This window comes from Micromonospora sp. NPDC000207 (assembly GCF_040300925.1).
Lineage (GTDB): Bacteria > Actinomycetota > Actinomycetes > Mycobacteriales > Micromonosporaceae > Micromonospora.
In genome coordinates, this window is sequence record NZ_JBEPEQ010000021.1 from 42,831 (window position 1) to 62,875 (window position 20,045).

General features: G+C 71.8%; 13 protein-coding genes. 6 read left to right on the top strand and 7 right to left on the bottom strand.

The window, feature by feature from the left end:
- Position 1: 1 nt before the first annotated feature.
- Both ABT336_RS07820 and ABT336_RS07825 read right to left on the bottom strand, forming a co-directional pair.
- Complete coding sequence (locus ABT336_RS07820; protein ID WP_350895740.1) at positions 2-691, bottom strand: potassium channel family protein; 690 nt, start codon at positions 689-691, stop codon at positions 2-4.
- 2 nt (positions 692-693) lie between these two features.
- A complete protein-coding gene (locus ABT336_RS07825) occupies positions 694-1,356 on the bottom strand; it encodes a potassium channel family protein (RefSeq protein WP_350895741.1) in 663 nt (220 codons plus the stop codon).
- A gap of 151 nt (positions 1,357-1,507) precedes the next feature.
- On the opposite strand from ABT336_RS07825, the gene ABT336_RS07830 reads away from it, so the two are divergent.
- The 3 genes from ABT336_RS07830 to dxs are packed head-to-tail and all read left to right on the top strand — an operon-like array spanning position 1,508 to position 6,842.
- A complete protein-coding gene (locus ABT336_RS07830) occupies positions 1,508-3,574 on the top strand; it encodes an APC family permease (protein ID WP_350895742.1) in 2,067 nt (688 codons plus the stop codon).
- A 4-nt stretch (positions 3,575-3,578) separates the two neighbouring features.
- Positions 3,579-4,853 (top strand): class I SAM-dependent RNA methyltransferase, encoded by a 1,275-nt coding sequence (locus ABT336_RS07835; protein ID WP_502891130.1) that lies wholly within the window; start codon positions 3,579-3,581, stop codon positions 4,851-4,853.
- A gap of 48 nt (positions 4,854-4,901) precedes the next feature.
- Positions 4,902-6,842, top strand: coding sequence for a 1-deoxy-D-xylulose-5-phosphate synthase (gene dxs / locus ABT336_RS07840; protein WP_350895744.1), 1,941 nt, complete (start codon positions 4,902-4,904; stop codon positions 6,840-6,842).
- A 207-nt stretch (positions 6,843-7,049) separates the two neighbouring features.
- On the opposite strand, the gene ABT336_RS07845 is transcribed toward dxs, so the two are convergent.
- Positions 7,050-8,216 carry a hypothetical protein gene (locus tag ABT336_RS07845; RefSeq protein WP_502891129.1) on the bottom strand — a complete coding sequence of 389 codons (1,167 nt, stop codon included), beginning with the start codon at positions 8,214-8,216 and terminating at the stop codon, positions 7,050-7,052.
- Between the two features lie 208 nt (positions 8,217-8,424).
- Between ABT336_RS07845 and ABT336_RS07850 the strand changes: the two genes are divergently transcribed.
- Positions 8,425-10,329 (top strand): DUF6311 domain-containing protein, encoded by a 1,905-nt coding sequence (locus ABT336_RS07850; RefSeq protein WP_350895746.1) that lies wholly within the window; start codon positions 8,425-8,427, stop codon positions 10,327-10,329.
- A gap of 119 nt (positions 10,330-10,448) precedes the next feature.
- On the opposite strand, the gene ABT336_RS07855 is transcribed toward ABT336_RS07850, so the two are convergent.
- On the bottom strand, positions 10,449-12,323 hold the full coding sequence (locus ABT336_RS07855; protein WP_350895758.1) for a DUF6311 domain-containing protein: 1,875 nt from the start codon (positions 12,321-12,323) through the stop codon (positions 10,449-10,451).
- A gap of 135 nt (positions 12,324-12,458) precedes the next feature.
- Between ABT336_RS07855 and ABT336_RS07860 the strand changes: the two genes are divergently transcribed.
- Both ABT336_RS07860 and ABT336_RS07865 read left to right on the top strand, forming a co-directional pair.
- Positions 12,459-13,127: a response regulator transcription factor gene (locus tag ABT336_RS07860; RefSeq protein WP_350895747.1), complete on the top strand. Its 669-nt coding sequence runs from the start codon at positions 12,459-12,461 to the stop codon at positions 13,125-13,127.
- Positions 13,124-14,314: a sensor histidine kinase gene (locus ABT336_RS07865; RefSeq protein ID WP_350895748.1), complete on the top strand. Its 1,191-nt coding sequence runs from the start codon at positions 13,124-13,126 to the stop codon at positions 14,312-14,314. The genes ABT336_RS07860 and ABT336_RS07865 overlap by 4 nt, the downstream gene beginning before the upstream one ends.
- 206 nt (positions 14,315-14,520) lie before the next feature.
- Here ABT336_RS07865 and ABT336_RS07870 read toward each other — a convergent pair whose 3' ends face one another.
- The 3 genes from ABT336_RS07870 to ABT336_RS07880 form a co-directional block, all read right to left on the bottom strand.
- The gene (locus ABT336_RS07870) at positions 14,521-16,614 is read right to left on the bottom strand and encodes a 3-hydroxyacyl-CoA dehydrogenase NAD-binding domain-containing protein (protein ID WP_350895749.1); all 2,094 of its coding nucleotides are present in this window, start codon (positions 16,612-16,614) and stop codon (positions 14,521-14,523) included.
- A gap of 120 nt (positions 16,615-16,734) precedes the next feature.
- Positions 16,735-17,931: a thiolase family protein gene (locus ABT336_RS07875; RefSeq protein WP_350895750.1), complete on the bottom strand. Its 1,197-nt coding sequence runs from the start codon at positions 17,929-17,931 to the stop codon at positions 16,735-16,737.
- A 147-nt stretch (positions 17,932-18,078) separates the two neighbouring features.
- Positions 18,079-19,395: an HRDC domain-containing protein gene (locus tag ABT336_RS07880; RefSeq protein ID WP_350895751.1), complete on the bottom strand. Its 1,317-nt coding sequence runs from the start codon at positions 19,393-19,395 to the stop codon at positions 18,079-18,081.
- Positions 19,396-20,045: the final 650 nt, after the last annotated feature.

Consider the following 20,045-nt stretch of genomic DNA (forward strand, 5'->3'; position numbering starts at 1 on the left):
GTCAGCCGCCACTGCGGGTCCGTTCCACGCTGTCCGCGCCGAGGATCACGGCCCGGACGTCGTCCTCGACCTCGGCGGTGCAGACGAAGACCAGTTCGTCGCCGACCTCGATCGGGTCGTCCGGGGTGGGCACCAGCACCCGCTTGCCCCGCACGATGGCCACCAGCGCGCTGTCGCGGGGCAGCGGCACGTCACGCAGCGGCTGCCCGACGTACGGCGCGGCCGGAGGCAGGGTGATCTCGACCAGGTTCGCCTCACCCTGCCGGAAGGTCATCAGTCGGACCAGGTCGCCGACTGTGACGGCCTCCTCGACCAGGGCGGCCATCACCCGTGGCTTGCTCACCGCGACGTCGACCCCCCACTGCTCGGTGAAGAGCCCCTCGTTCTCGGCCCGGTTGACCCGGGCCACTACCCGGGGAACCGCGAACTCGGTCTTGGCCAGCAGGGAGACGACCAGGTTGGCCTTGTCGTCCCCGGTGGCCGCGACCACCACGTCGTGGTCGGCCAGATCCGCCGCCTCCAGGCTGGTCAGCTCACAGGCGTCGGCGAGGACCCACTGCGCACCCGGCACCCGGTCCGGGCGCAGCATCCGGGGCTGCCGCTCGATGAGCATCACCTGGTGACCGTTGTCGATCAACTCCTGGGCGATGGACCGGCCCACGTTGCCGGCGCCGGCGATGGCGATCCGCATCCTCAGTGCCCTCCTTCGGGCGCCGCCGCCACGCCGGTTACGGTCGCGACGATGTCGTCGGTGACCAGCATGAACACCTGGTCGCCCTCCTGCACCACCGTGGAGTCGGTGGGCAGGGTCCCGATACCGAACCGGATCAGGTACGCCACCCGGGCCCCACAGGCCCCCTCCAGGCTGCGGACGGTCCGCCCGACCCAGTCCCGGTGCACCGGAACCTCCACGATCGACACCGTGCTGGTCGGATCACGGAAGATCTCGGTGGTCCCCTCGGGAACCAGGTGGCGCAGCATCTGCTCGGCGGTCCACCGGACGGTGGCCACGGTGGGGATGCCGAGCCGCTCGAAGACCTGGGCCCGACGCGGGTCGTAGATCCGGGCGGCGACCCGGGACACGCCGAACGTCTCGCGGGCCAGCCGGGCCGAGATGATGTTGGAATTGTCTCCGCTGGAGACGGCGGCGAAGGCGTCGGCGCGTTCGATGCCGGCCTGACGCAGGACACCGCCGTCGAAGCCGACCCCGGTGACCGTGGTGCCGGCGAAGTCCTCACCGAGCCGCCGGAACGCGTCCGCGTCCTGGTCGACGACCGACACCGTGTGCCCTCGGGACTCCAGGCCCCTGGCGAGGGTCGCGCCGACCCGGCCGCAACCCATGATCACGACATGCACGCTCGTCCTCCAGAAGGTGCCACCCCGATGGGCGTCGTCTGCGAACCTGTCTCGTCCTGGCCGCCGGCGCGGACCCGACGGTACTCCGCCTGCATCACACCGTCCCCCACCCCCCACCATCGACAGATGGCGCGTCGTACTCTTGGCGCTCGTGGCCCGTCCCACCTCACTGGTGAAGCGTCTGCTTCTCGGTCGACCGTTCCGGTCCGACCGCCTCCAGCACACCCTGTTGCCCAAGCGCGTGGCGCTGCCCGTCTTCGCCTCCGACGCGTTGTCCAGCGTCGCGTACGCACCCGACGAGATCCTGCTGACGCTCTCCATCGCGGGCGCGTCCGCGTACTTCTTCTCTCCGTGGATCGCCCTGGCCGTCGTGGTGGTCATGCTGACTGTGGTGGCCAGTTACCGGCAGACGGTGCACGCCTACCCCTCGGGCGGCGGGGACTACGAGGTGGCCACCGTCAACCTCGGCCCCCGGGCCGGTCTCGGGGTGGCCAGCGCCCTGCTCGTCGACTACGTGCTGACCGTCGCCGTGTCGGTCTCCTCCGGGGTGGCCAACCTCGGCTCGGTGGTGCCCTTCGTCGCCGAGCACAAGGTGCTCATCGCGGTCCTCGCCGTGGTCGTGCTGACCGCGCTCAACCTGCGGGGGCTGCGCGAGTCGGGCAACCTGTTCGCGATCCCCACCTACGGGTTCATGATCGTGATCATCGGGATGATCGTCACCGGACTGATCCGGATCTTCGTCCTCGGTCACGACCTGCGTGCCCCCAGCGCCGACCTGGAGATCCAGGCCGAGCACACCGTCACCGGATTCGCCCTGATCTTCCTGCTGCTGCGGACCTTCTCCTCCGGCTGCGCCGCGCTGACCGGGGTGGAGGCGATCTCCAACGGCGTACCGGCGTTCAGGAAGCCCAAGAGCCGCAACGCGGCGACCACCCTGCTGCTGCTCGGCACCGTGGCGGTCACCATGCTCGTCGGGATCATCTGGCTGGCCCGACTGACCGGGCTCCAGTTCGTGGAGAATCCGGCCCTGCAGATCGTCGACGGCCCCGACGGGTACGTCCAGAAGACGGTCACCACCCAGCTCGGCGAGACGGTCTTCGGCGCCGGTTCGGTCCTGCTGTACGTGGTGGCCGGGGTGACCGCGTTGATCCTCTTCCTGGCCGCGAACACCGCGTTCAACGGCTTCCCGGTCCTCGGCTCGATCCTCGCCCAGGACCGCTACCTGCCCCGGCAGCTGCACACCCGGGGCGACCGGCTGGCCTTCTCCAACGGGATCCTGTTCCTGGCGGTCTTCGCCGTGGTGCTGATCGTCGGGTTCCAGGCCGAGGTGACGAAACTCATCCAGCTCTACATCGTCGGCGTCTTCGTCTCCTTCACCCTCTCCCAGGCCGGCATGATCCGGCACTGGAACCGGCACCTGCGGACCGAACGGGACCCGCAGGCCCGCCAACGGATGATCCGGTCCCGGGCGATAAACGCGTTCGGTCTGGTGCTGACCGGCACCGTCCTGATCATCGTCCTGTTGACCAAGTTCCTGCTCGGTGCGTGGATCGCGATCGCCGCGATGGCCCTGATGTACGCGTTGATGGTGGGCATCCGGCGGCACTACGACCGGGTCGCCGTGGAGCTGACCCCGGACGAGGGCCGCCCCGTCCTTCCCGCCCGCAACCACGCCATCGTGCTGGTGAGCAAGCTCCACCAGCCCACCCTGCGGGCGTTGGCGTACGCCCGGGCCACCCGGCCGGACACGCTCACCGCTGTCACGGTCAACGTCGACGAGTCCGACACCCGACAGCTCCAGCAGGAGTGGGAGCGGCGGGAGCTGCCCGTCGCGCTGACGGTCGTCGACTCCCCGTACCGGGAGATCACCAGGCCGATCCTCAACTTCGTCGCCTCCACCAGGCGGGAGTCGCCGCGCGACGTGGTCACGGTCTTCATCCCCGAGTACGTTGTCGGACGGTGGTGGGAGAACCTGCTGCACAACCAGAGCGCCCTGCGACTCAAGGGGCGGCTGCTCTTCGAGCCCGGGGTGATGGTGACAAGCGTCCCCTGGCAGCTCGCCTCGACCGCCGGCAAGAACCTCGACCGGCTCGACGCGGCCCTGAGCCAGGGGCCGCCCCGGGGTCCACGGGTGGCCCCCCGCAGCACCCTGCCTCCCCCGGCCGAACCGACCGACCCCGACCAGCCCGGCGAACGCCTCGGAGGACTGCGTGACTGAGACCGTGCCCGACCCTCGCCACGCCGACCGGAGCCGTCCGGCCGACGACGCGAACCGGTCGGGGTTGACCGAGGCGCAGCGGATCGAGCTGACAGTGGACGCGGTGGCCCCCGGCGGGCACTGCGTGGCCCGGGTGGACGGGCAGGTGGTCTTCGTCCGGCACGCCCTCCCCGGTGAGCGGGTGGTCGCCGAGGTCACCGAGGTGCACAAGGCGTTCGTCCGAGCCGACGCGGTGACGGTCCTGGAGCCCTCCGCCGACCGGGTCGAGGCCCCCTGCCGGTACGCGGTGCCGGGCGGCTGCGGGGGCTGCGACCTCCAGCACGTCGACCCCGCCGCGCAGCTGTCCTGGAAGGCGACTGTGGTCCGGGAACAGCTGACCCGGCTGGGCGGGCTCACCGAGGCCGACATCGACCGGTTGGGAGTCGCTGTCGAGGCGCTGCCCGGCGGACCGCTGGGCTGGCGGTCCCGGGTGCGCTACGCCGTCGACGCCGCCGACCGGGCCGGGCTGCTCAAGCACCGGTCCCACGAGGTGGTACCGATCGAGCGGTGTCTCATCGCACACCCGGCGATCCAGCAGCTGCCCGTGCTCGGCGACGCCCGGTGGCCGCAGGCCGAGACGGTGGAGACGGTCGCCGCCGCAGACGGGCAGGTCAGCGTCGCCACCGTCGCCCAGGGCGTCCCGACCCCGGTGCAGGGGCCGACGACGGTCCGGGAGGAGGCCGCCGGACGGCGGTGGGAGGTGCCGGCCGACGCCTTCTGGCAGGTCCACCCGGCGGCGGCGGACACCCTCGTCGACGCCGTCCTGGAACTGCTCGACCCGCAGCCGGGGGAGTCCGTATGGGACCTCTACGGCGGGGCGGGCCTGTTCGCCGCCGCGCTGGCCGCCCGGGTCGGCCCGGACACCCGGATCACCCTGGTCGAGGCGGCCGAGCAGGGGGTGGCCGCCGCCCGGGAGAACCTGCGGGACCTGCCCTCCGTGGAGGTGGTCGCCGCCCGGGTGGAGACCGCCCTGGCCCGTCGTCGGATCACCGGACCGGTCGACCTGGTGGTCCTCGACCCACCCCGGACCGGTGCCGGGGCCGCAGTGGTCGAGGCGCTGGCCGCGGCCGGACCCCGGGCGGTGGCGTACGTCGCCTGCGATCCGGCGGCCTTCGCCCGGGACGTCCGGACCTTCGCGGCGCTCGGTTGGCGGCTGACCGCCCTGCGTGGCTTCGACCTGTTTCCGATGACCCAGCACGTGGAATGCGTCGGACTTCTGCGCAGGGTGGTGTCCGGGTGATTTCCACCCGGACTGCACCGTGTCGCCGGGCCGATAGACTCTGCGGTCATGAGTGTTGATGAGGGCACGGCCAACCAGGGCGGGCTGTTGGCCACCGTGCGTGGTCCGCAGGACGTCAAGCGGATGTCCGCCGAGGACCTGGACATTCTCAGTGCCGAGATCCGTGACTTCCTGGTCGCCAAGGTGTCGCGCACCGGCGGTCACATCGGCCCCAACCTGGGTGTGGTGGAGCTGACCCTCGCCCTGCACCGGGTCTTCGACTCTCCCCGGGACCGGCTCCTGTTCGACACCGGCCACCAGGCGTACGTCCACAAGATCGTCACGGGGCGGCAGGCCGGGTTCGACAGTCTGCGGCAGCGCGGCGGGCTGTCCGGCTACCCGAGCCAGGCGGAGAGCGAACACGACCTCATCGAGAACTCGCACGCCTCCACCGCCCTGTCCTACGCCGACGGACTCGCCAAGGCGTACGCCCTGCGGGGTGAGCAGCGCAGCGTGGTGGCGGTCGTCGGCGACGGCGCGTTGACCGGGGGCATGTGCTGGGAGGCGTTGAACAACATCGCCGCCGCCCGCAACCCGCTGGTCATCGTGGTCAACGACAACGGCCGGTCGTACGCCCCGACCATCGGCGGGCTGGCCGACCACCTCTCCTCGCTGCGGCTCAACCCGAGCTACGAGAAGGTCCTGGACACCGTCAAGGACGCCCTGGGCTCCACCCCCCTGGTCGGCCGTCCGATGTACGAGGTCCTGCACGCCGTCAAGAAGGGGCTCAAGGACGCCGTCGCCCCGCAGGCGATGTTCGAGGACCTGGGCATCAAGTACGTCGGCCCGGTCGACGGGCACGACGTGGGCGCCGTCGAGTCGGCCCTGCGCGCGGCGAAGAGCTTCGGCGGCCCGGTGATCGTGCACGCCGTCACCCGTAAGGGGTACGGCTACCGCCCCGCCGAGCAGGACGAGGCGGACTGCTTCCACGGCCCGGGGGCGTTCGACATCGCCACCGGCAAGGTCACCGCCGCACCGGCGGTGAAGTGGACCCACGTCTTCGCCGACGAGCTGGTCGCGATCGCCGACGAGCGCCCCGACGTGGTGGGGATCACCGCCGCGATGGCCGAGCCGACCGGGATCGCGAAGCTGGCCCGCAAGTACCCGGAGCGCACCTACGACGTGGGCATCGCCGAGCAGCACGCCGCCACCTCGGCGGCCGGGCTGGCCCTCGGTGGACTGCACCCGGTGGTGGCTGTCTACGCCACCTTCCTGAACCGGGCCTTCGACCAGGTCCTGCTGGACGTGGCGATGCACGGGCTGCCCGTCACCTTCGTCCTGGACCGGGCCGGGATCACCGGCCCCGACGGACCCAGCCACTATGGCATCTGGGACATGTCGGTCTTCGGGGTGGTCCCCGGGCTGCGGATCGCCGCTCCCCGGGACGCCGCCACCCTCCGGGAGGAGCTGCGCGAGGCGGTCGCCGTCGACGACGGCCCGACCATCGTGCGCTTCCCGACCGGGGCGGTCGCCGCCGACCTGCCGGCGGTCCGCCGGGTCGGCACCGTCGACGTGTTGGCCGAGTCGGCCCGTACCGACGTGCTCCTGGTCGCCGTGGGCTCCTTCGGCCAGCTGGGCATGGAGGTCGCCACCCGGGTCGCCGAGCAGGGGTACGGGGTGACCGTGGTCGACCCGCGTTGGGTCCGTCCGGTCCCGGCCGAGCTGGTCGACCTGGCCTCCCGGCACCGGCTCGTGGTCACCGTCGAGGACGGGGTACGCGTCGGCGGGGTCGGCGACGCCCTGGGCCAGGCGATGCGGGACGCCGACGTCCGGGTGCCCCTGCGTGACCTGGGCGTACCGGCGCAGTGGCATCCGCACGGCAGCCGCAGCCAGATCCTCGCCGACCTGCGCCTCACCGCTCAGGACGTGGCCCGCGACGTCACCGGCTGGATCTCCGGCCTGGACTCCCGCTCCGACGAGCCGGTCCGGCTCCCCGCCCAGCAGAACTGACCCCGTCCGACCCCGTGTCGATCGTGGGGGCGGTGGCCTTCCTGGCACATCGGAAGCGCCGCCGACCCCGTGGTCGACACGGGGTCCGTTCGGGTCCGTGGAACCCGGGTCGTTCGCCTCCGTGGAGGGCTGGGGTGATCCACCCGGGTCGTCCGGGGGAGGAGAGGCAGCCCGGTAGCCGCCCCGGGGCGCTGCCCGTGGGTGCGGTCAGCGACCGCCGACGGAGCGGTAGTAGGTGCGCTCGGGCTCGGCGAGGCTGAACGTCTCCCTGCCCTCCGGCTCCGGGATCACCACCAGACCGGCCCGGTCGACCAGACGCGGGGTGTTCGGCGGGACGGCCAGGGTGCTGTCCTGCTGGTCCCGCCAGGTCAGTACGACCAGCGGCTGACCCGGCACCGGCAGGACGTACGCCTGGAGCGGGTTGGCCCGGTCGGCGCGGGAGACCACCGGGGCGCCGTCGGAGGCCGGACGGTAGACCACAGCGGTCATCGCGCCCGCGTCGGTCTCCCAGGTCAACTGCTCCAGCTTGCCCCGGTCACCACCGCCGAGGGAGACCTCGCCGAGGGAACGCGCGCTGATCTTCTGCATCGGCCAGGAGGCGGGGACCGAGCGGGGTGCGTCCCGGTCGCCGATCCGGCGCGGGATGCTGCCGAAGGGTCCCTCCCGGTCGGCCAGGACGCAGGTGTCCAACCCGGTCAGCGCCCGCCGACCCGTTCCACCCTCGTCCCGGACCAGGGGATAGCGGGGGTCGGTGGTGGCCGTACCGAGGTCGACCAGGCGGTCGGCGGCCCGACCACGGGGCAGCGACTCGGTGGCCCGCAGGGTCAGTGTCAACGGCGCGGCCTCGCAGTCCGCGATCTTCACCGTCGCGGTGAGCCCGTCGGTCTGCTCGACGGCGCGGCCGTTCGGTCCCAGCACCCGCTCGACCCGACCGGAGGTCAGGTAACGGCGGCCCTGGTCGGTGTGGACCGGAAGGAGGTCGGCGTAGATCAGATAGCCCGGGTCGGTGTACTCGGTGGCCCGCTCGACGGTGTACCGGTCGCCGTCGGCGCGCAGTTGCAGCAGCCAGGACGCGGACTCACCGGGCACGTCGGCGGCGACCAGGGCGATCCGCCCCTGGTCGACCTCGCCGGAGTAGAGGATCCCCGAGGTGGGCAGGTGGGCCCGGTCGTCGATGGGGGACCGCCAGGCGCGGACGGCCTCGGTGATCCGGTTGGTCGCCGGGCCGTCGCCGGCCAGGGAACCCCGGGCGGGCCAGACCTCCAGGTCGCCGTCGAGGCTGTCGAATCCGACTCGCAGGTCGGCCCGGTACCGTTCGGTGTCGGGGCCGCACGCCGTGGCGGCTAGCAGCAGTGTCAGCAGGGTGGCCGTCATGCCGAATCGGCGGATCTGAGCCACCTGTTACGCCCCCGATCGTCTCGCCGGTCGTGTGCGGAAGCCACATAGTACGAGATGTCCGGTCAAGCGCCCGCGCCCCCTCGGGTCGATCGCCGACGGTGAGTGTGCTGACGCCACAACCGGCCACAATGGACCTGGACCGGCAGGTTTTGCCGGGTTCGCCCTCGGGTAGACTCCGCCGACTGTGACGCCTGCCGAGACCCGTGCCGCCTCGCTGGACACCAAACCCCGAACCGTCGTCGAACCGATCACTGAACGTGACGGTGTCGACGGTCGGGCCGTACCGGCTGCGGTACCGGAACGGGGGGCCGCCGACCGGTCGGACTCCGACGGCGGCAAACGTCCCTGGTGGCACAACCGCCGCCGCCGGGATCTGGCCGCGTACGCGGTGTTCCTGCTCGCCGCCGTCTGGGTGACAAGTCAGATCTGGGTCGACCCGGCCGGTCGGGTCGCGTCGCTGTACGTCAGCGACCCCGCCCAGGTGCAGTTCTTCCTCGCCCACTCGGTGCGGGTGGTGCTGCACGGGGAGTTCCCGTTCTACACCGACCAGTTCAACTACCCCGACGGCGTGAACCTGATGGCCAACACGGCCATCCTCGCGCTCGGGATCCCGATGGTGCCGATCACCCTGCTGTTCGGGCCGGCGGTGACCTTCGTCCTGCTGATCACGCTGGCGCTCTCCGGGACCGCCTTCGCCTGGTACTACGTGCTGTCCCGGCACGTGGTCCGCAGCCCGCTCGCCGCCGCCGTCGGCGGCTGGTTCTGCGGCTTCTCCCCGGCGATGCTGTCGCACGCCAGCTGGCACCCGAACATCATCAGCCAGTGGCTGCTGCCCTTCATCGTCTGGCGGGTCCTGGTGATCACCCGGACCACCCGCCCCTGGCGGGACGGGGCGATCCTCGGCCTCCTGGTGGTCTGGCAGGCCTTCATCAACGAGGAGATCCTGCTCTTCACCGCGATGGCCTGCGGGATCTTCCTCATCGCAGTGGTGGTCCAGCGACCGGGGATGTGGAGCGCCGCGTGGCGTCCCCTGGGCAAGGCCGTGCTGACCTGCAGCGTGGTCGCCGGGTCCCTGCTGGCGTACCCGCTCTACATCCAGTTCGCCGGTCCGATGGCGTACCACGGGCTCAGCTCGGCGGTGCAGGACTACGGCAACGACATCGCGGCGCTGGTCGCCCAGGGCTCCCCGACGTTGGGCGGGGACCGGCGGGCCAACGTCAACCTCGCCCCGAACTACTCCGAGGAGAACGCCTTCTTCGGGTGGAGCCTGGCGCTGATCGCCGTCGGCATCGTCGTCTGGCTGCGGCGGGAGATGATCGTACGGGCGCTCGCCGCCACCGGTCTGTTCTTCGTGATCCTCTCCCTGGGCGAGCGGATCACCTGGTGGGACCGGGAGCTGATCCCCGGCCCGTGGGAGCTGCTGGTCCGGCTGCCGCTGCTCGACGCGGTGGTGCCCACCCGGTTCGGCATGATCACGACAGTGGTGATCGGCGTCCTGCTGGCGATCGCCGCCGAGCGGGTCCGGGCGCTCAAGGTCGCCGACCCGAGGACCCTGCGGACGCTCGCCGCCTCCGGGTTGGTCCTGGCGCTGCTCCCGATCGCCCCGATGCCGCTGAAGATGACCACGCGTCCCCCGGTGCCGGAGTTCATCACCTCCGACCGCTGGCGGGAGTACGTCAGCGCGGAGCAGACCCTGGTGCCGATCCCGGTCCCCAGCATGGGCAACACCCACGGCATGCGGTGGGCCGCCTCCACCAACCTCGACTTCAAGATTCCCGGCGGATACTTCCTGGCACCTCGCAACGCCAACACCGGCGATGCGGGCCGCTTCGGCGGTCGGCCGAGCGGGATGGGGTCGCTCCTGGAGGAGGTGTCCCGGACCGGCCGTACGCCCAAGCTCGACGACCGGGAGCGTCGGCGCTCCCTCGACGAACTGCGGTACTGGAACTCGGCCATCCTGGTCCTGCCGGAGGGGCAGCCCAACGTCGAGCCGCTGAAGCAGACCGTCGAGCAGATTGTCGGCCCGGCCCGGCAGGAACTCGACGTCTGGATCTGGGACGTCCGTCCGCTGACCCAGACGAACGACTGACCCGGACGACAGCCGGCCCGGACGAACCCGACCGGGCCGGACTGACGGCCGGCCCGGACTGACGGCCGAACGGCCAGGGCCCCCGATCCTCACCTCGGATCGGGGGCCCTGGCCGTCTGTCAGTCTGAGACCTCCCAGAGCCAGACGTCGTCGACCCGCTGCGGCGGGGCGCCGAGCAGGTTGGCCATCAGGTCGCGGAGCACCGCCTCGCGCGGGTGCTCGCCGAGGACCACCACCGAGGCCTTCCAGTAGCGCAGATCCTCTGCGGCCTGCCGACGGTTCTCGTCGGTCAGCTCCGGCACCTCACCCGAGTCCATGGTGGCGTAGATCAGGGTGCTGGTCGGCCGGTTCGGGGCACCGAACATCCCCTCGTTCTCCAGGCCCGGGCCGATGAAGTAACCGGCCGGGATCGGGAACTCGTGCTGGGTCAGGGCGCTCCACCGCAACGTGGTCAGGCCGTGGACGTTGCTGGGGATCGGCACCGGCACCAGGGTCCGGCCGTCTGGGACGTACTCCTGCCAGGCACCGGACATGATGAACCGGGGCGGAAGGTCGATGTGCTCGGCCGGCAGCGGCCGGGGGAACAGGGGCAGCACGGCGAGCGCGATCGCCGCGAAGCCGACCGGGCGGACCCACCGGCGGCGCGGACCGTCGGCAGGGGCCGGCTCGGCGGCCTCCCCGGCCTCGGGCCCGGTGGAGTCGTCCTGCGGGGTCCGGGGCGCGGGGACGGCAGCCCCCGGGCCGCCGTGGCGGGAGACCGCCTCCCAGGCCAGCGCCAGCAGGACCCCGAGCGCACCGGTGGTCACCAGGGCCAACCGGGTCGGCATCATCATCTCGACCAGCGGCATGCTGCTCGGGATGTACTCCCAGGGGCCGGGGATCTCGGTCACGGTTCCCCCCACCCGCAGGCGCGGGCCGAGGGAGAGGAAGGCGAACAGGACCGCCACGATCCCGAGGATCCGGGCCGTCAACGACCGCCGCCACAGCAGCACCAGCGCGAGCACCGACACCACCACCACCGGCCACCCGAACCAGGAGTTCTGCTCGGTGAGACCGATGGTCTGCTCCACCGCCGGGTCCCCGGCGAGGGTGTCCCGGGGGAACGTGACGAACGCGGCGAGGTCCTCGCCCCAACTGTGGAAGACCCCGTCCTGCAGGCCCCGTGACGACTGCGGGCCGTTGAACTGGAACCAGATCGCGTACCCGGTCAGCAGCAGGGTCAGCGCACCACCGGTGCCGAGCCCGGCCAGGAAGGTCCCGGCCCGGGCGCGGGCCTCCGCCGGGCGCTGCACCGCGTACGCCACCACGACGACCAGGCAGGCCAACGCGGTGAGCAGCAGCATCTCCTCGTTGATGAACACCTGGTACGCGACGAGGAGGCCGAGCACGATCCCGTTGCGTCGCCACCGCCCCGGCTCACCGAGCCGGAGTACCCGGACGAAGATCAGCGGGAGCAGGAAGTTCGACACGAAGTTGGGCTGACCGTTGGCGTGGTGCACCACACCCGGGGCGAACCCGAGGAACGCGCCACCGATGAACGCCCCCATCCGGGACCGCACCAGGTAGCGGGAGAGCATCCAGTACGAGGTGCCCGCCGTGGCGGCCAGCGCGCCGCCCAGATAGAGGGCGTACGTCACCTGCGGGCCGAACAGCCAGGTGACCGGCGCCAGCGGCAGGGTCACCCCCAGCATTGAGGTGTTGGCCATCATGTTCACCCCGTCGGGGGCGTTCTGACGGCTGCTGAACAGCGGGTTCTCCAGGTTCCGCAGCGAGTAGGCGCCGTGCGAGAAGAGCCACTCGAACCAGCTGTGGTCTGTCGGTAGGTGGGACGAGACCCGCTGTTGGACGTCCACCCAGTAGTTCAGGCACACGAAGACGCCCAACAACACGTAGGCTCCGATGGCCAGTGTGTCGGCTCGATTCAGCCGGCGTAGCCGCCGGGGTGAATCGGTCGTGTCGGGTCCACCCGGGGCGGATCTGGTCTTTGCGTTCAACGAGGGATTTACCACCGGCACAGCCACGACGGGCCATCGTACAGGCGTGACCTGACCGCACCGGTCGGCCCGCGTCCGTCGGATCGGCGGGTCCCACTAGGTTGTCTCCAGGCGCAGCGTTTGGAGGTGGCCCGGATGCGGGTGCTGGTGGTGGAGGACGAGCGCAACCTCGCCGACGCGATCGCGCGGGGACTGCGTAAACGGGGCATGGCGGTGGACGTCGCGTACGACGGCGACAGCGGGCACGAGGCCGCCTTCGTCACCAGGTACGACGTGATCGTCCTCGACCGTGACCTGCCCGGGGTGCACGGGGACCAGATCTGCGCCGAGGTGGCCGCCTCCGGTGCCCTGACCCGGGTGTTGATGCTCACCGCCAGCGGCACGGTGGCCGACCGGGTCGAGGGGCTCCAACTCGGCGCCGACGACTACCTGCCGAAGCCGTTCGCCTTCGACGAGCTGGTCGCCCGGGTGATGGCCCTGGGGCGGCGGGCCACCCCGGCAGCGCCCCCGGTGTTCGAGCTCGCCGACCTGGTGCTCGACCCGGCCCGGCGGGTGGTGACCCGGGGCGGTACCCCGGTGGAGCTGACGAACAAGGAGTTCGGGGTGCTTGCCGAACTCCTCAAGGCGCGGGGAGCGGTGGTCTCCAGCGAGGAGCTGCTGGAACGGGTCTGGGACGCCAACACCGACCCGTTCACCACGATCGTCCGGGTCACCGTGATGACCCTGCGCAAGAAGCTCGGTGATCCGCCGCTGATCGAGACGGTGGTCGGCGCGGGGTACCGCACGGCCGAGGTGCCGGCGTGATCCGGCGACCCCGGATCCGCCCGACCCTGCGGCTGCGACTCACCCTGCTCAACGGGGTGCTGCTGGTCAGCACCGGAGCGATCCTGATGTTCCTGGCCTGGCTGCTGGTCCGGGACGGCGCGCAGCTGACCGACCAACTGGCCCCGGGCAGCACCGTGACCCTGGCCGACGGCCGGACCCTGGACGCGGTGCAGTGGGAGCAGCAGCTCACCGACGCGGCCTCCCGGGAACTGGTGGTCACCGGACTGCTCGCCCTGGTCGGCATCAGCATCGTCGGGGTGGCCGGGGCGTACGCGGTCGCCGGTCGGGCCCTGCGCCCACTGCACCAGGTGACCGCCACCGCCCGGCGGCTCGGCGAGGCCACCCTCGACCAGCGGATCGGCTACTCCGGTGCCGACGACGAGGTCGCCGAGCTGGCCAAGACCTTCGACGCGATGCTGGACCGGCTCACCGAGTCGTTCGAGACGCAGAAGCGGTTCGTCGCCAACGCCTCCCACGAGCTACGGACGCCGTTGGCGGTGATGCGTACCGAGATCGACGTCACCCTCAGCGACGACGAGGCGGACACCGGTGAGTACCGCCGGATGGCCACAGTGGTCCGGGACGCCTCCGAACGGGCCAACGGCCTGGTGGACGCGCTGCTGGTGCTCGCCCGCAGCGAGGCCCAGGCCGGTCGGCCGCTCGGCCGGCGCTCCGAGTGCGACCTCGCCCAGGGCACCGCCAACGCCCTGTCGGCGGTCCGGCGGGAGGTGGAGCGGATCGGACTGACGGTGCAGACCGACCTGGCGCACGCCCCGGTCGTCGGCGACCCCGGCCTGCTCGACCGGTTGGCCGGGAACCTGATCGAGAACGCGGTCCGCTACAACCACCTGCACGGGCGGATCTGGGTCCGGACCGGCTCGGAGGCCGGTCGTTCCTGGCTGGTGGTCGGCAACACCGGATTCGAGGTGGACCAGGCCGACGTTCCGGGGTTGTTCGAACCGTTCCGGCGGGGTGGCCGGGAACGGACCGGGGCGCGCGGGTCGGGGCTGGGGCTGTCCATCGTCCGGGCGGTCTGTGACGCCCACGCCGGTACCGTCCGGGTGGTCGCCCAGTCCGGGGGCGGGCTGGAGGTCACCGTCGAGCTGCCCGCCGCCGGGGCGGCGGCGGTCCGGGGGACGGACCAGTCGGTCACCCCGCAACGCTGACCGCCTCCCTCCCGGCGCGCGTGTCCCTTCCGGGCAACGGACGGGCCGTGTCCCTTCCGGGCAACGGGCGGGCCGTGTCCCTTCCGGGCAACGGGCGGGCCGTCTCCCACCGGTCGGGTTTCCCGCGACGTCCCAGGAACCGACGACGCGGTGGTCGCCGACCGTCCGGGACGGGGGCGACCACCGCGAGGTGCGGCGACTGCGGATCAGGCGGGCAGGCTCGCCGCCCCGGGCGGGAGGAACCGCCGGCCGGTGACCCGCTCACTCGTGCCGGTCCGGTCCAGGTACGGCGTGATGCCCCCCAGGTGGAACGGCCAGCCCGCGCCGAGGATCATGCACAGGTCGATGTCGTGCGCCTCGGCGACGACACCCTCGTCGAGCATCAGCCGGATCTCCTGGGCCAGCGCCTCCAGCGCGTTGCGGCGTACCTGCTCGGCGGTGAGCGGTTGGTCGCCGACCACGAGCAGTGACGCCACCTCCGGGTCGATCTCGTCGTCGACGACGATCGGCCGACCGGACTCGGCGATCCGCTTGAGGTTCTCGCTGACCGCGAAGCGGTCCGGGAACGCCGCGTGCAGGGTGCCCCCCACGTGGTACGCCACAGCCGGGCCTACCAGTTGGAGCAGGGCCAGCGGACGCATCGGCAGACCCAGCGGGTCCAACGCGTTGTTCGCCACCTCCAACGGGGTGCCGGCGTCCACTGCGGCGAAGACCGTGCCGAGGAACCGGGTCAGCAGCCGGTTGACCACGAAGGCCGGGGCGTCACTGACCAACACGCAGGACTTGCGCAGCTGCTTGCCGACGGCGAACGCCGTCGCCAGGGTGGCGTCGTCGGTCCGGTCACCCCTGACGATCTCCAGCAGCGGAAGGACTGCCACCGGATTGAAGAAGTGGAATCCGACCAACCGCTGCGGGTGTTCGAGATCGGTCGCCATCGCCGACACCGACAGCGAGGAGGTGTTCGTGGCGAGCACCGCCTCCGGTCCGACGATCTTCTCCAGCTCGGCCCAGACCTGCTTCTTGACCGTCAGGTCCTCGAAGACCGCCTCGATGACGAAGTCGCAGTCGGCGAAGGACGAGGAGTGGCCCGAGGTGAAGGCCTCCGCCTTGGGCGCGCCGCTGATCAACCCGTACAGCTTGGCGGCGGTGCCCTTGTCCATTCGGCCCTTGGAGACCTGCTTCTCGATCTGGGTGTGCACGTAAGCCACGCCCTTGTCCACCCGGGCCTGATCCAGGTCGGTCAGGACGACAGGCACCTGGAGTCGACGGGCGAACAGGAGCGCGAGCTGACCGGCCATCAGCCCGGCACCCACGATCCCCACCTTGGTCACCGGTCGGGCCAGTTCCCTGTCCGGCGCCCCGGCTGGCCGCTTGGCGCGTCGCTGGACCAGGTCGAAGGCGTACAGGCCGCTGCGCAGCTCCTCCGAGAAGATCAGGTCCGCCAACGCCTCGTCCTCGGCGGCGGTACCGGTGGCGAAGTCGGCGTCCTTCGCGGACTCAAGCAGGTCCAGTGCCCGGTTCGCGGCCGGTACCGCACCGTGCAGCCGCTGGTCGAGGGTCTGTCGGGCGAAGTAGAGCACCCCCGCCCACATGTCCCGGTCCACCTCGGGGCGGGTGACTGTGGTCTCGCCCCGGACCACCCCGGCGGCCCACTCCAGGGAACGCTCCAGGAAGTCTGCCGGCTCCAGCAGGACGTCAGCGAGGCCCATCTCCGCAGCCTGCTTCGGCTTGAGCATCCTGTTCTGCATCAGCGGGTTCTGCAGGATCACCTGGGTCGCCGCCGGGATCCCGACCAGGTTCGGCAGCAGTTGGGTGCCGCCCCAACCGGGGATCAGCCCCAGGGACACCTCCGGCAGGGCCAGCGCGCCCGCCCCTCCCGACAGCGTCCGGTAGTGGCAGTGCAGGGCCAGCTCCAGGCCACCCCCCATCGCCGCGCCGTTGACGAAGGCGAAGGTCGGGACCGTGCTGTCCTTCAGCCGGGCGAAGACCCGGTGACCCAGTCGACCGATCTCCAACGCCTGGTCCCGGTCCTGCAACAGCGGCAGGCTGGTCAGGTCCGCGCCCACGCAGAAGACGTACGGCTTACCGGTGACCGCCACGAACGCCGGATCGGCCGCGAGAGCGGCGGTGATCGCCTCGTCCAGACTGGTCAGCCCGGCCGGACCGAGGGTGTTCGGCTTGGTGTGGTCGTGTCCGTTGTCAAGGGTGATCAGGGCGACCGGACGGTCCAGCCCCGGTACGTCCACCCGACGCAGCAGCGCCCGGGTCACCACCTCGTTCGGTGCAGCCAACGCCGTCACTGGGCTCTCCTTTCCGTTCGCGACTGCGGGACTCGCAGGACCGGCTCATTCCTCGCGCTCACTGGGCTTTCCTCTTGGCTCGCGACTGCGGGACTCGCAGGACCGGCTCATTCCTCGCGCTCACTGGGCCCTGCCTTCCCAGTGGGGGTTCTCCCAGATCACGGTGCCGCCCATGCCGATGCCGATGCACATCGCGGTCAGGCCGTAGCGGACCTCCGGACGCTCGGCGAACTGGCGGGCGAGTTGGGTCATCAGTCGGACCCCGGAGGAGGCCAGCGGGTGGCCGATGGCGATCGCCCCACCCCACTGGTTGACCCGGGGATCGTCGTCGGCCAGGCCGAAGTGGTCGAGGAAGGCGAGCACCTGGACGGCGAACGCCTCGTTCAGCTCGAACAGGCCGATGTCGTCGATGGTCAGACCGGCGATGCGCAACGCCTTCTCGGTGGAGGGGATGGGGCCGACCCCCATCACCTCCGGTTCCACCCCGACGAAGCCGTACGACACCAGCCGCATGGCGATCGGCAGGCCCAGCTCACGGGCGGTCTCCTCGGCGGCGATCAGGCTGGCGGTGGCCCCGTCGTTGAGACCTGCCGCGTTCCCGGCGGTGACCTTTCCGTGTGGGCGGAACGGGGTCTTGAGCGAGGCCAGCTTCTCCAGGGAGGTGTCCCGGGGTGCCTCGTCCACCCCCGCCAGGCCCCAGCCGGCCTCCGGGTCGCGTACGGCCACGGAGACCAGGTCGCCCTGGAGCTTGCCGTCGGCGTACGCCTTGGCGGTCCGCTGCTGGGAGGCGAGGGCGAACGCGTCGGTGCGGGCCTTGGTGATGTGTGGGACCCGGTCGTGCAGGTTCTCCGCGGTGGCCCCCATCACGAGGGCGGACGGGTCGACCAGCTTCTCGGCCAGGATCCGCGGGTTGGGGTCGACGCCCTCACCCATCGGGTGCCGACCCATGTGCTCGACCCCACCGGCGATGGCCACGTCGTAGGCGCCCATGGCGATGCCACCGGCCACGGTGGTGACTGCGGTCATCGCGCCGGCGCACATCCGGTCGATGGCGAACCCGGGCACGGTCTTGGGGAGGCCGGCCAGCAGGGCGGCGGTCCGGCCGATGGTCAGGCCCTGGTCGCCGGTCTGCGTGGTGGCGGCGATCGCCACCTCCTCGACCCGTTCCGGCGGCAGTTGCGGGTTGCGGCGGAGCAGTTCGCGGATGCAGCGGACCACCAGGTCGTCGGCGCGGGTGTGGGCGTACATGCCGCCCGCCTTACCGAAGGGGGTGCGGACGCCGTCGACGAAGACGACCTCCCGAACGTCACGGGGCACTTGGAGCCTCCTAGCCGGCACTGGCGTTTCCCCGAATGCTACCCACCAGTAACCAAGCCCGCACCCCCGCGGGTGCCCCCGGCGCCACCGGATCGAGGGGTTCGCGTCACGTCTGTCGATCCCGCCGACGCAAACCCCTCGATCGACTCACTCCCCGGGCGGGTGGAGCGCGGCCGTCAGGGCGGGGACCAGCAGACCGAGCTGCCACTCGCGGGCGTTGAAGCCGCGCAGCACCTCGGCGACGGTCTCCTCGGTGATCTCCTCCGGCGGCTGCCACGCGAGACGGCGTACCGAGTCGGGGGTGATCAGATTCTCCGGGGGGAGGTCGTGCCCGCCCGCGATCCCGACCACCACCTCACGGCAGCGGGCCAACCGGGCCGCCGCCACCGGATCACGCTCCGCCCACCGGTGCGGCGGGGGCGGACCCTCCACCGCCGGGGTCACCGGCAGCTCCTCGTCAGGCAGCAGCCGGGCCTCGTCCAGCGCTGCCAACCAGGTCCGGGACAGTCGGCGTACCGACCGGCCACCGAAACCGGGCAGGGTCAGCAGCGTCTTCTCGTCCCGAGGGTCGAGTTCGGCGGCGGCGACGATCGCCGAGTCGGGCAGCACCCGACCCGGGGCGGCGTCCCGACGGGCCGCGATCTGGTCCCGGGCGTACCACATCGACCGGACCCGGGCCTGCGCCCGCGCGCCCCGGATCCGATGGATCCCGGAGGTACGCCGCCAGGGCTCGGCGCGCACCCGGGGCGGCCGGGCACCGGCGCGGACCAGCGCGGCGAACTCCTCTGCCGCCCAGGCCGACTTGCCCTGCCGGTCCAGCTCCGCGTCGAGGGCGTCACGCAGGTCGACGAGCATCTCGACGTCGAGCGCGGCGTAGGTCAGCCACGACTCGGGCAGCGGACGGCTCGACCAGTCCGCCGCCGAGTGGTGCTTCTCCAGGCTGTAGCCGAGGAGCTGTTCGGTGAGCGCGGCCAGCCCGACCCGCTCGAAACCGGCCAGCCGGGCGGCCAGTTCGGTGTCGAAGAGCCGGCGTGGGCGCAGCCCCAGCTCGGCGAGGCAGGGCAGGTCCTGGCTGGCCGCGTGGAGCACCCACTCGGCGTCGCCGATCGCGGCGTCCAGGCTGGTCAGGTCGGGCAGGGGCAGTGGGTCGAGCAACACCGTCCCGGCCCCGGCCCGGCGGAGCTGGACCAGGTAGGCCCGTTGGCTGTAGCGGTAACCGGAGGCGCGTTCGGCGTCCAACGCGACCGGGCCGGTACCGGCGGCGAAACGGGCCACCACGTCGGCGAGTTCTTCCGGCGTGGTCACCGGCTGGGGGGTGCCGTCACGAGGGGCGGTCAAGGGTACGGGCCCACCGGAGGTCGGGGTGCTGTCCGGGTCCACCGGTATGGCCGGTGACGGGTGGTGCGGTCCGTTTCCCGTACGACTTTCGGCGGCCCGACGGTGCAGGGGTGGTTCGTCGGTCACCTGACAACCCTAGTGCGCGTCCCGGAGGGCGGGGTGCAGCCGGTACCTGTGTGTCGGCCCGACACCGCCCGACCGGACTCCGCCACACAGTGCGGCGATACTTGACCATGCATGACAGGGTCGGACTTCGGGGAAGACAAAGCCCGATCGCGCGGGTACGTTCCATCGGGCCGGTGGCCTAGGCGGGACGTCGTCGGCGGTGTGCCGGGGCGCTGTGGGAGGACATGGGCATCATGACGGCTAGTTACACGGGCGGTACTCCGGAACGTGACGAGGAGGCGGCCGGGAGAGAGACGGCGGGACGACCCGGTCCGCTACCACCCCGGTTCGAGCCCCGGCCGTCGGCCGCGCCGTACCCGCAGCCCGCCGCCCCCGGCTGGTCCGCTCCGTCGCCTGCGGTCGGGTCGGCCGCCGTCGGCTCCGCCCCCCGCTCCGGTGCCGGCTGGTCACCGCCCGCCCCCGGCCGCCCGCCCTCGGCCCCACCGGCCCAGCGCTCGCCCCAACCGGCACCCCCCTACGGTCGACCGGGCCCGCCGCAGGGGGGCTGGCCGGGCAACCCGGCCCCCGGCGGCGGACCCGTCCCCGCAGCCTCGGGTCCCCCCGGACCGAGGACCCCGCCCATGACCCCCGGCCCGGTGCCGCCCGGGTCG

Coding starts and splice junctions, on each gene's coding strand:
- ABT336_RS07845 (WP_502891129.1), bottom strand. CDS start 8,216: ATGACGGCCACCCTGCTGACACTGCTGCTAGCCGCCACGGCGTGCGGC.
- ABT336_RS07820 (WP_350895740.1), bottom strand. CDS start 691: ATGCGGATCGCCATCGCCGGCGCCGGCAACGTGGGCCGGTCCATCGCC.
- dxs (WP_350895744.1), top strand. CDS start 4,902: ATGAGTGTTGATGAGGGCACGGCCAACCAGGGCGGGCTGTTGGCCACC.
- ABT336_RS07860 (WP_350895747.1), top strand. CDS start 12,459: ATGCGGGTGCTGGTGGTGGAGGACGAGCGCAACCTCGCCGACGCGATC.